The 12,432-nt window shown below is 62.9% G+C and carries 11 protein-coding genes and 2 pseudogenes; 10 read left to right on the top strand and 3 right to left on the bottom strand.

Annotation, left to right across the window (positions count from 1 at the left end):
* Nucleotides 1–223: 223 nt before the first annotated feature.
* Together efp and epmA are read left to right on the top strand one after the other, a co-directional pair.
* The gene (gene efp / locus ACY693_RS07015; RefSeq protein WP_462321113.1) at nucleotides 224–796 is read left to right on the top strand and encodes an elongation factor P; all 573 of its coding nucleotides are present in this window, start codon (nucleotides 224–226) and stop codon (nucleotides 794–796) included.
* 82 nt (nucleotides 797–878) lie between these two features.
* Nucleotides 879–1,868 (top strand): EF-P lysine aminoacylase EpmA, encoded by a 990-nt coding sequence (epmA, locus tag ACY693_RS07010; RefSeq protein WP_462321115.1) that lies wholly within the window; start codon nucleotides 879–881, stop codon nucleotides 1,866–1,868.
* A gap of 95 nt (nucleotides 1,869–1,963) precedes the next feature.
* Here the strand turns inward: epmA and asd are convergent, their stop codons facing one another.
* Both asd and ACY693_RS07000 read right to left on the bottom strand, forming a co-directional pair.
* A complete protein-coding gene (gene asd, locus ACY693_RS07005; RefSeq protein ID WP_462321112.1) occupies nucleotides 1,964–2,908 on the bottom strand; it encodes an archaetidylserine decarboxylase in 945 nt (314 codons plus the stop codon).
* The gene (locus ACY693_RS07000) at nucleotides 2,901–3,584 is read right to left on the bottom strand and encodes a hypothetical protein (protein WP_462321111.1); all 684 of its coding nucleotides are present in this window, start codon (nucleotides 3,582–3,584) and stop codon (nucleotides 2,901–2,903) included. Before ACY693_RS07000 ends, asd begins: the two co-directional genes overlap by 8 nt.
* A gap of 236 nt (nucleotides 3,585–3,820) precedes the next feature.
* On the opposite strand from ACY693_RS07000, the gene msrB reads away from it, so the two are divergent.
* The 8 genes and pseudogenes from msrB to pstB all read left to right on the top strand — a co-directional run bounded on the left by msrB (nucleotide 3,821) and on the right by pstB (nucleotide 12,038).
* Entirely contained in the window at nucleotides 3,821–4,225 is a 405-nt protein-coding gene (msrB, locus tag ACY693_RS06995) for a peptide-methionine (R)-S-oxide reductase MsrB (protein WP_462321110.1), read from the top strand.
* A 170-nt stretch (nucleotides 4,226–4,395) separates the two neighbouring features.
* Nucleotides 4,396–5,505 (top strand): D-alanyl-D-alanine carboxypeptidase/D-alanyl-D-alanine-endopeptidase, encoded by a 1,110-nt coding sequence (locus ACY693_RS06990; protein WP_462321109.1) that lies wholly within the window; start codon nucleotides 4,396–4,398, stop codon nucleotides 5,503–5,505.
* A gap of 38 nt (nucleotides 5,506–5,543) precedes the next feature.
* Nucleotides 5,544–6,491 (top strand): trypsin-like peptidase domain-containing protein, encoded by a 948-nt coding sequence (locus ACY693_RS06985; protein WP_462321108.1) that lies wholly within the window; start codon nucleotides 5,544–5,546, stop codon nucleotides 6,489–6,491.
* Between the two features lie 141 nt (nucleotides 6,492–6,632).
* The gene (locus tag ACY693_RS06980; RefSeq protein ID WP_462321107.1) at nucleotides 6,633–7,676 is read left to right on the top strand and encodes a substrate-binding domain-containing protein; all 1,044 of its coding nucleotides are present in this window, start codon (nucleotides 6,633–6,635) and stop codon (nucleotides 7,674–7,676) included.
* A 128-nt stretch (nucleotides 7,677–7,804) separates the two neighbouring features.
* Nucleotides 7,805–9,196, top strand: coding sequence for a phosphate ABC transporter permease subunit PstC (gene pstC / locus ACY693_RS06975; RefSeq protein WP_462321106.1), 1,392 nt, complete (start codon nucleotides 7,805–7,807; stop codon nucleotides 9,194–9,196).
* A pseudogene (locus ACY693_RS06970) lies at nucleotides 9,147–9,695 on the top strand (DUF3333 domain-containing protein); the annotation flags it as partial. The gene pstC and the pseudogene ACY693_RS06970, both read left to right, overlap by 50 nt.
* Nucleotides 9,696–10,220: 525 nt before the next feature.
* Nucleotides 10,221–11,015, top strand: a pseudogene (pstA, locus tag ACY693_RS06965) (phosphate ABC transporter permease PstA); the annotation flags it as partial.
* Nucleotides 11,016–11,291: 276 nt separating this feature from the next.
* Nucleotides 11,292–12,038 carry a phosphate ABC transporter ATP-binding protein PstB gene (gene pstB, locus ACY693_RS06960; protein WP_462321114.1) on the top strand — a complete coding sequence of 249 codons (747 nt, stop codon included), beginning with the start codon at nucleotides 11,292–11,294 and terminating at the stop codon, nucleotides 12,036–12,038.
* A gap of 52 nt (nucleotides 12,039–12,090) precedes the next feature.
* Here the strand turns inward: pstB and ACY693_RS06955 are convergent.
* Nucleotides 12,091–12,432 (bottom strand): PhoU domain-containing protein (locus tag ACY693_RS06955; protein WP_462321105.1); only part of this gene is annotated, 342 nt, incomplete at its 5' end.

The following is a 12,432-nucleotide window of genomic DNA, read 5'->3' as shown; positions in this document are numbered from 1 at the left end:
CGCTGTTGGTAACGCCGTTGGGCTGATCTCAAGGGCCTTCAGCAGCGCGACCGGATCGGTGAAGGCTGAGGCCAACTCCAGCTTCCAGGTCGGGGTCTGCCATCGCTGTTGGGTTCGCGCTACCATAGTGGGTTAGGTTTCTGTCCGGTTTCGGCGCCCCGAATCCTTAGCGCTGCCGGGCAGACCATCGCATTGACTGCACGATGCACTGCAAGAGGATCTGATGGCAAGTTACAAGACCAACGAGTTTAAGGGCGGGCTGAAGATTATGCTCGATGGCGATCCTTATACGATCGTCGAGAACGAGTTCGTGAAACCGGGCAAGGGACAGGCCTTCAACCGCGTCAAGGTTCGCAATCTGAAGACCGGCCGTGTGGTCGAGCGGACCTTCAAATCGGGTGATTCGGTCGAGGCCGCCGATGTGCACGAGACCGATCTCCAGTATCTCTACTACGATGGTGAGCTCTGGCACTTCATGGACCCGAGCAGTTTCGAGCAATTGACCGCCGATGAGGCCACGATTGGCGAGGCCGCCAAGTGGATCAAGGAGCAAGACCTCTGCAGTGTCACGCTCTACAACGGCCAACCGATCAGCGTCGATCCGCCGAGCTTTGTGGTCTTGGAGATCACTGAGACCGATCCTGGACTGAAGGGCGATACCTCGGGCGGCGGCGGTAAGCCGGCGACGCTCGAGACGGGAGCGGTGGTGAATGTGCCGCTGTTCGTGCAGACCGGCGAGATGATCAAGGTCGATACCCGAACGGGCTCTTACGTCTCTCGCGCCAAGGACGAGTGATCCGAGCGCCGGGTTGTCTGATCTTGACGCTGTGAGCTCGGCCACTGCCGGTTGCGACCGGCGTGATGGCTCTGATCTATCACTGGAGGCGCGTTGGCGCCCGATGGCGTCGCTCGATGCGCTGCGCGCGCGCGCACTCATGCTCCAGCGGTTGCGCCGCTTCTTTGCCGAGCGCGGGGTCTTAGAGGTCGAAACGCCATTGCTCTTGGCGAGCGCGACCACTGATCCAGCGCTCGAATCGCTACGAACGCGTTGGCTTGGCGCGACTTGCCCATCGGCTCAGCGGCTCTATCTGCACACCTCGCCCGAGCTGCCGATGAAGCGCCTGCTGGCCGCCGGCAGCGGTCCGATCTACCAGGTCTGCAAGGTGTTTCGCGACGGTGAGCGTGGGCGCCGGCACCATCCTGAGTTCAGTCTCTTGGAGTGGTACCGACCGGGCTGGGGTCTGGATGCTCTGATCGATGAGGTCGCCGAGCTGGTGCGTGACCTCCTTGGGCAGCCTGGCCTCGATTGCGAGGTGCTGAGCTATCGGCAGCTGTTTATCGAGCAGTTGGGCGTCGACCCCTGGGCGGCCGAGCCGACTCAGCTCAAGGCCGTGGCTCAGGCCAAGGGAGTCGAGGGCTGCAGTCAGCTAGTGCTGGACCGCGATGGCTGGCTGGACCTACTGATGAGCCAATGTCTCGAGCCCGGGCTGGGCCGAGGCCGCATGAGCGTTGTCCGCGACTACCCGCCAACCCAAGCCGCGCTCGCACGAATCCGATCTGCTGATGCTAGCGGCGATGTCCAGGTCGCGGAGCGCTTCGAGCTCTATCTCGAGGGCATGGAGCTGGCGAATGCATTCGATGAGCTGACCGATGCCGACGAGCAGCGCGCCCGCTTTCAGGCCGATCAGCGCGCACGCCGCGCCGCAGGTCAGGTAGTGCCACCGATCGACGAGGCCTTTCTTGACGCGCTCGAGGCAGGCATGCCGGCGAGCGCCGGGGTGGCATTGGGGCTGGACCGGCTGTTGATGTGCGCGCTCGGCGTGGATGAGATCGACGCCGTGCTCGCGTTTCCGGTCGAGCGTGCTTGATGTCTTGCTCAAGCACGGCCGCGTTTGGCGTCCCCCGTAAAGTCCGAATAAAGCCAGAATGAAGATAGCGTCAGGCCAGGGGCGCATTGGTTGCGCTAGCTCGTGACTGCCCCAGCACTTCCACCGGAGCGCTCCGCTGGAGCACCCCACTGGCCGATCGTCTCGCCATAGCGCACAACCGCGCCAGGCTGCAGGCTCGGCTCCCAGCGCGCCCGGCCGCGCGGGAGGAGCAAGATCACGGTTGAGCCCATGTTGAAGCGGCCGAGCTCGTCACCTCGCTCGAGCGTGGGTCGCTTGTCGTCAGAGCTGTCGCCGGCGGATACGACTTGCAATCGCTGCACGCGCGGTGGCGTCAAGCGCCCGGACCAGACGGTCTCGATGCTGCCGACAAAGATGGCACCGACCAGGACCAGGGCCATCGGACCGGCGTTGGTGTCAAAGATGCAGACGGCGCGCTCGTTTCGCGCGAAGAGTCCAGGTACCGCGGCCGCGGTGGTCGGGTTGACGCTAAACAGCCGACCTGGGATCAGCAGCGTCTGCCTGAGACGGCCGGTCGTTGGCATATGGATGCGGTGATAATCCGCAGGTGCAAGATAGAGGGTTGCGAAGAGTCCATCTCGAAACTCCGTCGCCAGTGCTTGATCGCCGCCGAGCAGCGTCTCAAGCGAATAAGACTGGCCCTTGGCTTGAATCAGCCGGCCATTGTCGACGGCCCCGGCCTGGCTGACTCTTCCGTCGACCGGGCAGGCGATGGCGCTGTCCCTGCTCGGTAATGGTCTTGCACCGGCGCGAAGCGGTCGGGTAAAGAAGGCATTGAAGCTGGAATAGGCGCGCGGGTCGGGCTCAGCGGCCTCGGCGAGATCGACACCGAAGAGACGCACATACACCCGAATGATCCAGTGGATCAACCCGGGCCAATGCCGTTGCGTCAACCAGAACATCGCGGTTGACAGGGCGCGCTGTGGCAGCAGGTATTGTAGACCGACGAACAGCCTAGCGCCCAGGCCGAGGCTGGTGCTGCTGGCGTTGGGACTAGTCATCGGCTTGCGGAGGCTCAGGCTCGGCGGTCGGCACCTCCGCCGGGCGCTGGGGCGCGCTGGGGAGCGCATCGGGGCGCTCCGAGAGCCGCTTCAGGTCCTCAGCAATGCTGGCGGCCGGTTGTGCACCCGAGAACAGCGCGACCAAGCGCGCTTCGGGATCGATTAAGAACAACGGCGGTGCTAGCTCAGCGCCCTCTGCAGGCCCGCTCTGGCCCGCACCAAGGTCCTCCTTTAGCCGGGCGAGCGACTGCTCGGAGGTGCTTAGGACCCGCAAGCTAGGCGTCAGCTGCTCGAAGTCGCGAGCCAGGGTTGGCGCGTCATCGGCACTGATCAGCAGAAGCAGCAGGCGCTGGCGCAGCTCCGACTGGTCGGCGACCCGGTTGGCGATCTCGATGAGTCGCGACACGCCCCGATGACCAACCGCACTGCCCGGCGAGCCGAAGGCGATCAGTGACCAATGTTGCTCGAGCTCGTCGCGGCTGAATGGGCCTTGAGTCGATTGCAGGTCGAGCTCGGGCAGCTCAAGTGGAGGGCGCAGCAAGACGCCGTCGATGCGCAGTGGCGTTTGATGGGCGTGCTGGAACTGGTTGCCCCATTGATAGCCGATCAAAAAGAGCCCGATCGCGGCGATCGCCATGATCAAGCGGGAGATATAGGGACGTGAGGAGCGTCGCATGCTCAGGGCCGGCGGGGGTGGACATCGGACGAGTCTGACCCCATGACCCAGTCGATCAGGCGGTTGAAGCTAGGGGGACGCATCGAAGAACCCAGGGTGGAGACGGCGCGACGGTGCGCCTAACGACGCGCCAGTATAGCGAGGCGCCGATTGTTGCCTCAACCAGGTCGGGAAGACTGCGAGCCGCGCGATCCCCCCAGGTCGCCCAAATCCATCACCACCGATAGGATCACAGCATGAGCGAGAAGATCGAGAAGACCGAGTCCGAGTGGCGCGACAAGCTGAGCGCCGAGCAATATCGCGTGCTGCGTGAGCATGGGACCGAGCCCGCCTTCAGTGGTGCCTATTTCGAGACCAAGACACCGGGTCGCTACCGCTGCGCGGCCTGCGGTGCCGAGCTCTTTGATGCCGAGCAGAAGTTCGATTCGGGTACCGGTTGGCCGAGCTTCTATGCCCCATTGAGCGAGTCCGCGGTCGAGACCGAGACCGATACGAGCTACGGCATGCGTCGGACCGAGGTGCATTGTGCTCGGTGCAACTCCCATCTCGGCCATGTGTTTCCGGATGGGCCGAGGCCGACCGGGCTGCGCTACTGCATCAACTCGGTGTCGCTGGAGCTGGAGCCGAAGCCGAAGCCCTAAGCAGCCCGTGCTATGCTCGCGGCCGCTATTGCTGAATGCTCTTGCTTCGGGTGCCGCTCATGTGCGTTCTGTTCCGTTCTGCTTCGCGCGCGATCACTACAGTCGCGTTTGGCTTCTTGTTCTGGCTCGCGCTGACCGGTTCTGCTATCGGTGGACCGGTGGAGCAAGCGATGGCCCTGAAGGACGCCAGCCTGGTGCTTAGCGACGGTCGCCAACTGCTGATCGCTGACCAGCCTGATCGACCCCTGGTGCCGGCCTCAACCATGAAGCTGGTGACGGCCTTGGCTGCGATTGAGCGTTGGGGACTGACGCACCGCTTCGAGACAGGCTTTTTTCGAGGCAACGACAACCTGCTTTGGGTGCAGGGAGGCGGTGATCCCTATCTGGTCTCTGAAGAGCTCGATCGAGTGGTCAGCGCCCTGAAGGCCGCCGGCGTGCGCGCTGTGTCCGGACTCGGGCTCGATGCGGAGCTGTTCGGAACGCAAGTCCTGATCCCGGGCCGATCGTCGAGCAATAATCCCTACGACGCGCCAGTGACCTCGCTTGCGGTCAACTTCAACACCGTGAGTCTGCTGGTCTCTGCCGGGCGGGCCAGGAGTGGCGAGGCGCAAACCCCGATCACGCCAACGGCGCAACGGCTCGGACGTGGGCTCGGCGACGGCAAGCACCGCATCAATCTGGTTGATGGTGAGACCGCTTTAGGCCACTTTCGCGAGGTCTTGAAGGCAAAGCTGCAGCTGGCCGGTGTTGAGGTCGGGCCACGGGTTGAGCTGGGGGCGGTGCCAGCGTCGGCAACATTGATCTATGCCCATCGCAGCAGCCAGACGCTCGGGCAGGTGATCAAGAACATGCTCGAGTATTCGACAAACTTCGTCGCCAATGATCTCTTCCTGCTCCTGGGTGAGCAGCAGGGACGAACGAGCATGGCCAGCTCTCAGCGAGCGCTGGAGCGTTGGGCGCGACAGACCTTTGGCTGGCGCGATGTGCGCATCGAAGACGGCGCGGGTCTCTCCCGTGGCAATCGACTCAGCGGCCGGCAGATGCTGGATGTGCTGGAGCGGCTGCGGCCCTATCTCGAGCTACTGCCCGAGCAGGACAATGACACGAGCGTCCGGGCGAAGACGGGGACGCTGCGCGGGATCAGCACCTACGCAGGGTTCGTCCGCCGCGGGCGCGACTGGCTACCCTTTAGCCTGATGATCAATCAACCAGTGGCCTATGGCTTTCGTCTCGAGGTGGCAAGTGCATTGGCGCGGAGCCCAGCATTGGCGCGAGACTAGTGCGGCCGATGGACTGGCGCAGGTTTGCAGGCTCTTTGGTGGCCGCGCTCATGACCGTGCTGATGCTGGCGCGGATGCCTGCGCTGATGCGGGCACTTAAGCCTCGGTTCATGCCAACCTGCTCGCCAGGGGTCCTACTGACCGCTCTCCTGGTGCTCGGGCTCCTGAGCGGCTGTGCGAGCACGGCGGTTGTGGCGCCGCTCGATGGTACCTCTCCGGGTGAGCGGACAGAAGCCGATGCCGATAGCGGGGCTGCGCTGCCGATCTATCTCAAGGGCATCGGCGGCAAAGGCTATCCGTCCTTGGCGCCCTTGCTGCGTCCGATCACGCCCGCGGTGGTCAATATCTCGGTCGACTCAGAGACCTTGCTCGAGGAGCATCCGTTCTTGCGCGACCCTGCCTTCCGACGTTTTCTGGAGCGCTTTGATCTGCCGCTTCCTCAGTCGATGCAGCGTCAGCGCACCCAGAGTGTCGGCTCAGGGGTGATCATCGATGCGGGGCGCGGCTACGTGCTGACCAATGCGCACGTGATCCGCGACGCGAGTGAGATCACGGTGACCTTGAAAGACCAGCGTAGCTTCCGGGCAACCTTGATCGGCAGCGATGCCAGCGCCGATATTTCCGTCTTACGGATCCCATCGGTAAGCGCGCCGGCCCTGCGTTTTGGCGATTCTTCGGCACTGGAGGTCGGCGATTTTGTGGTCGCGATCGGCAACCCTTTTGGTATTGGTCAGACGGTGACCTCGGGCATCGTCAGTGCCGTGGGGCGCGGTGGCATTGCCGGCGATACCCTTGGCGGTCTAATCCAAACCGATGCTTCCATTAATCCGGGCAACTCTGGCGGCCCCTTGGTCAATCTGGCCGGCGAGGTCGTCGGCATCAACACGGCCCTCATCGGACCCTCTGGTGGCAATGTCGGTATCGGCTTCTCGGTGCCGAGCAACCGGGTCCAGCGTGCCATGAATCGCATTATCGGCCGCCGTTAAGTGATGCTTCGACTCGCCAGCAGCGCGGGCGAGCTCGGCGCTCGAGGTCGTCGTCATCAAACGGCAATGAAGCCGTCATGCCATAACAATAGTTTGGGCAGACAATCGGTGGCTCGATTCACCCGCTGATGGAGTCTCTCCATGAAGAAATCTGTACTCGCCGTTGCCGTCCTTGGCGCCCTGACCCTGTCGTCGCAGGCGATGGCCCGCGACACCATCAACATCGTCGGTTCCTCGACCGTGTTCCCGTTTGCGACCACCGTCGCGGAGCGGTTCGGCAATACCACCGAATTCCCGACGCCGAAGATCGAGTCGACTGGCTCGGGTGGCGGCATGAAGCTGTTCTGCGCCGGTGTTGGCGTCGAGCATCCGGACGTCACCAACGCCTCGCGTCGGATGAAGGTCTCTGAATTCGAGAAGTGCCAGGAGAATGGTGTCGAGGAGATCACCGAGGTCAAGATCGGGTACGACGGCATCGCCATCGCCAACTCAAAGAAGGCTCCGCAGTTGGAGCTGTCGCTGCGCGACGTGTGGCTGGCGCTAGCGAAGGACGTGCCGAACCCTGAGGGTGGCGAAGAACTGGTCGCGAATCCATACAAGACGTGGAAAGAGGTGAACCCAGAGCTGCCCGACGTGGCCATTGAGGTGCTCGGCCCACCGCCGACCTCTGGTACCCGTGATGCCTTTGCCGAGATCGCGATGGAAGGCGGCTGCAAGACCTTCGACTGGATTGCCGCGATGAAGAGCGAAGATAAGTCGAAGTACAAGGCTGTCTGCCGCACCGTCCGTGAGGACGGCGCCTATGTCGAGGCTGGCGAGAACGACAACCTGATCGTTCAGAAGCTCGACTCTAACCCGGATGCGCTCGGCATCTTCGGCTTCAGCTTCCTGGATCAGAACTCGGACAAGCTGCAAGGCACCATCATCGAAGGCGTTGCACCGACCTTCGACAATATCGCCAGCGGTGACTATCCGGTGTCGCGCTCGCTCTACTTCTATGTCAAGAACGCCCACGTCGGCACCATTCCTGGCATTCAAGAGTACGTGACCGCCTTCACCAGCGAGAACGCCTGGGGTCCAGATGGCTACCTGCCGAGCAAGGGTCTGATCCCGCTGCCGGAAGACATGCGTGAGAAGATTGCCACGTCGGCTCAGGCCTTAGAGCCGATGTCCAGCCCTAAGTAAGGCGCTGGCTTGACCCGCGGTGCTGCGCTTGAGCGTGGCATCGTGGCTCGTGAGCGCCAGCGGTCCGCAAGGGCTGCTGGCGTCTTGCGTTCTAGAGTGTTGTGACGAATCAAGACCGCTAGTCCCCTATGAGCCCTTCGCTGCTGTTGTTCATCATCCTGGCCGCTATGGCGCTGGCCTACCATCTCGGGCGCAAGCGCGCGATCGGCGTCGTCGGCGGTGCTGCTCAGATCAATCGCCTGCATTCGTTGCCGGTGTATTACGGCTATTACGCGGCGCTCTGGGTTGGCCTACCGGCACTGCTGCTACTGCTGTTCTGGGTCGGCTTGCAGGAGCACATCCTGACTGCGCTGACCATCGCCGAGCTGCCGCAAGCGATGACCGCAGAGCTCTCGGAAGGGCAGCTAAGCCTGTTGACCAGCGATATTCGCAACCTGGCCACCGGCAATATCAGCTCGCGCGAGATCAGCCCCGAGGTGCAGGCGGCTGCAGCCCATTATCAGCGCCTGTCCGGCCTTGCCGCACTCGCGCTCTGGTCGCTCACCGGTGCGCTGGTGTTAGCGGGTATGGCCTGGGCCTGGCAGCACACGACCCCCAGCTTCCGCGCCCGTAATCGAGTCGAGTCGATTGTGATGGTCGTACTGGTCCTGTTCTCGTCGATCGCGATCCTGACCACGCTTGGCATCGTGCTGTCGGTGCTGTTTGAGTCGATCCGTTTCTTCCAGAAGGTGCCTTGGACCGAGTTCCTGTTCGGCACCAAGTGGAGCCCGCAGATCGCGCTGCGCGCCGAGCAGGTGGGCGCGTCCGGGGCCTTTGGCGCCATCCCGCTATTCACGGGCACCTTGCTGATCTCGTTCATCGCGATGTTGTTGGCGGTGCCCGTTGGGCTGCTTTCCGCGATCTATCTGGCCGAGTATGCGCCCCGCTCGGTGCGCGCTTGGGCAAAACCGGTATTGGAGATCCTGGCCGGCATCCCAACGGTGGTTTACGGTTTCTTCGCTGCATTGACCGTGGCGCCCTTCATGCGCGGGTTGGGTGAGAGCGTTGGGCTGGATATCGCCTCCGAGAGCGCGCTCGCGGCCGGTTTGGTCATGGGCATCATGATCATCCCCTTCGTCTCCTCGCTTTCCGAGGACGTGATCAACGCCGTGCCACAAGCGATGCGAGACGGCTCCTATGCTCTCGGCGCTACGCAGTCGGAAACCATTCGTCGCGTGATCTTTCCGGCTGCGCTGCCGGGTATCGTTGGTGGTGTGCTGCTGGCGGTCTCGCGCGCGATCGGTGAGACCATGATCGTGGTCATGGCCGCCGGTCTGGCCGCCAACCTGACCGCAAATCCGTTCGAGAGTGTCACCACCGTGACGGTGCAAATCGTTACCCTGCTCACCGGCGACCAAGAGTTCGATAGCGCCAAGACCTTGGCCGCCTTTGCGCTCGGTCTCACGCTCTTCGTCGTGACGCTGATTCTCAATGTCATCGCGCTGCACATTGTGCGCAAATACCGTGAACAGTATGAGTAATTCAACGACAGCCAGCGGTTCCGACCGCAGTCCAAGACAGATCGTCGAGTCCAGCCTCAAGCGCCGCTATGCCGCCGAGCGCCGCTTCCGGCTGCTCGGGGCCAGCGCCGTGTTGCTTGGACTCAGCTTCGTCGCGATCCTCTTCGTCAGCATCGTCAGCAAGGGCTACACCGCTTTCTTCCAGTCCTACATCGAGCTGCCGGTGAGCTTCGATACCGAGGTGATCGACCCGAGCGGAGCGCTGCGCGAGGGTGACCTGGACGAGACCGAGGTTGCGCGCCAGTTGAGGGGCGTCAACTTCCTTAAGCTCGCCCGTGATGCCTTGCGCGCTGAGTTTCCGGCAGTGACGGGTCGCACTGAGCGACGCAACCTGGATGCGCTGCTCAGCCCCGGTGCCCCGCTGCAGCTGCGACGCATGGTGACCAATGATCCGACGGTGATCGGCACTGAGCAGTCTGTGCCTCTGCTCGCCGACGACGACGTCGACATGTTCCTGAAGGGACGCTCGACCCCGATCTTGCGCGCAGAAGGCGCTGGGGTCGCAACCCTGGCCGGGGATCTGGACAAGATCGGCAACGCTGTCGTTGTCCGCGTCTCAGATGATGCGTTGCTGCCGCTCCTCGAGCAAGCACGGGCTCGGCTCGAGGATAATGCCGATAGCTTGGCGCGCCAGCAGGCGCGGCTGCAGCGCACCCACGACGATCAGACAGCGCTGCTCGAGCAAGCCGATCTCAGTGCCGACAAGGCGGGTGAGGCTGAGCGAGAGGTCGCTCGAAATGAGCGCGACATCGATCGACTCGAGACCAAGATCCAGGCCCTGCGCGAGGAGGCCAGAGGCAGCGATGAGCTGGTGCCGAGCGCTGATGCGCCGAGCTTCCTGCTGCGCATCAACGATGGGCTGGTCAAGCTGATTGCGCTCGAGGCCGATAGCGCCCGCGGTGAGGTGCTGGTGCCACCGGTCTCGGCGACACCTGCCGAAGCGGGCACTTGGCAGACACTGGAGCTGACCACGCCTCAGGATGCGCGTCGACTCAATGATCAGCAGCTCGCTTGGGTGCTGCAGCTGCAGCACGAAGGGCTGCTGAGCAAACGCTTCAATGTCCCGTTCTTCACCAACGGCACCTCGCGCGAGCCCGAGCTGGCCGGTATCGCCGGCGCAGTGATGGGGTCGTTCTATACCCTCGTCTTGACGCTGTTGTTCTCGTTCCCGATCGCCGTCGGCGCGGCCTTGTATCTGGAGGAGTTTGCGCCGAAGAATCGCCTCACTGACCTGATCGAGGTGAACATCAACAACCTGGCAGCCGTGCCCTCGATCGTCTTTGGGCTGCTCGGGCTTGCGGTCTTCATCAACTTCTTCGGCGTACCGCGCTCCACACCACTGGTAGCGGCAATGGTGCTCACCTTGATGACATTGCCGACGATTATCATCGCCAGTCGCGCGGCGCTGAAATCGGTACCCCCCTCGATCCGCGAGGCCGCACTTGGGGTGGGTGCCTCACCGTTGCAGACCCGCCTTCATCACGTCCTGCCCTTGGCGCTGCCGGGCATGATGACGGGCACCATCATCGGCATGGCGCAAGCGCTCGGCGAAAGTGCGCCGCTGCTGATGATCGGTATGATCGCCTTCATCGTCGACGTGCCGCAGGGCTTCACTGATCCGGCGACCGTGCTGCCGGTGCAGATCTTCCTCTGGGCGGATAGTCCCGAGCGCGGTTTTGTCGAACGGACCTCGGCTGCGATCATGGTGCTATTGGCCTTCTTGATCTTGATGAACCTGACGGCGGTGCTACTGCGCCGACGCTTTGAGCGGCGCTGGTGAGCAGCGCCGATGGCACCCGGAGGCTCGCGGCCATCGCGGATACGTCGATTGGGTGCCACGCGCAGAGAACAACCCATGAATAACCAGGATGATGGCTCAAGCGCAGAGGTAAAGCCGCCCGCAGTGCTCGAGTCTCATCGCCACTCTTCCGAGTCTCCAATGAATACGATCGCCGATGCTGTCGCAGTGAAACCCTCAAACATAACCGCCGATCACCTGGCGCAAGACCAGTCCACCGCCACCACCGTCGGTGACGTTACCTCGGCGAATCCACGCATGATCTGCCGTGACGTCAATGTCTGGTACGACGATAAGCATGCGATCAAGAACGTCAGCCTGGACATCGGCCGCAACGAGGTGATCTCGATGATCGGCCCTTCTGGTTGCGGGAAATCGACCTTCCTCCGCTGTCTGAACCGGATGAACGACACCATCCCAGCGGCCAAGGTGACGGGCTCGATCAAGCTTGACGGCCAAGAGGTCCAGGACCGGAGTATTGATGTCGTGCCACTGCGCGCCCGGGTTGGCATGGTGTTTCAAAAGCCGAACCCCTTCCCGAAATCGATCTACGAGAACATTGCCTACGGGCCGCGCATCCATGGACTGACCAACAATCGCGCCGAGCTCGATGAGCTGGTCGAGACCAGCCTGCAGCGGGCCGGCCTGTGGAACGAGGTCAAGGACCGTCTCGATGCGCCCGGCACCAGTCTCTCAGGTGGTCAGCAGCAGCGCCTCTGTATTGCTCGCACCATCTCGGTCTCGCCCGAGGTGATCCTGATGGACGAGCCCTGCTCGGCATTGGACCCGATTGCGACCGCGATCATCGAGGAGCTGATCGACGAGCTGCGCCAACAGTACACCATTGCGATCGTCACGCACTCGATGCAGCAGGCAGCCCGCGTCTCCCAGCGTACCGCCTATTTCCATCTCGGTGATCTGGTGGAGGTCGGCACCACCGATGACATTTTCAATCAGCCGCAGCACAAGCTGACCGAGGATTATATTACCGGCCGGTTCGGCTAGGATGCCCACCTTCGATGAGGTGGAGATCAGGCCTGCAGCAGTCCGGTTCGTCTCAGCGCCAGCTGCGCAGACGATCGATGAGCAGCTCCCGGTTGCGGAAGCGCACATCTTCGCCGGTGATCACGTAGGCCACCTGCTCGGCGATATTATTGGCGTGGTTACCGGTGCGCTCGAGCGCATGGGCCACCGTCAAGAGGCCAGCGAAATGATTGCCGCTAAGCCCCGTTGCCGGGGCGAAGAGTGCGGCGCGTAGCTGCTCGCTGGCGTCATTCAGTTGTGAGTCGGCCTCGAACACCTCAATCGCCTTGTCGAGATCGGCCTCCACCAGACCAGTGACAGCATCCTGCAAGAGCCTGCAGTCGAGCTCTAGCAACCTGCGCATCGGGTCGCGGGC

It is taken from the genome of Halochromatium sp. (genome assembly GCF_054919635.1).
The sequence above is the reverse complement of the archived record's forward strand: the minus strand, read 5'-3'. Positions and strand labels throughout refer to the sequence as shown.

Coding starts and splice junctions, on each gene's coding strand:
- efp (WP_462321113.1), top strand. CDS start 224: ATGGCAAGTTACAAGACCAACGAGTTTAAGGGCGGGCTGAAGATTATG.
- asd (WP_462321112.1), bottom strand. CDS start 2,908: ATGACTAGTCCCAACGCCAGCAGCACCAGCCTCGGCCTGGGCGCTAGG.
- ACY693_RS07000 (WP_462321111.1), bottom strand. CDS start 3,584: ATGCGACGCTCCTCACGTCCCTATATCTCCCGCTTGATCATGGCGATC.
- msrB (WP_462321110.1), top strand. CDS start 3,821: ATGAGCGAGAAGATCGAGAAGACCGAGTCCGAGTGGCGCGACAAGCTG.
- ACY693_RS06990 (WP_462321109.1), top strand. CDS start 4,396: ATGGCCCTGAAGGACGCCAGCCTGGTGCTTAGCGACGGTCGCCAACTG.
- ACY693_RS06980 (WP_462321107.1), top strand. CDS start 6,633: ATGAAGAAATCTGTACTCGCCGTTGCCGTCCTTGGCGCCCTGACCCTG.
- pstC (WP_462321106.1), top strand. CDS start 7,805: ATGAGCCCTTCGCTGCTGTTGTTCATCATCCTGGCCGCTATGGCGCTG.
- pstB (WP_462321114.1), top strand. CDS start 11,292: ATGATCTGCCGTGACGTCAATGTCTGGTACGACGATAAGCATGCGATC.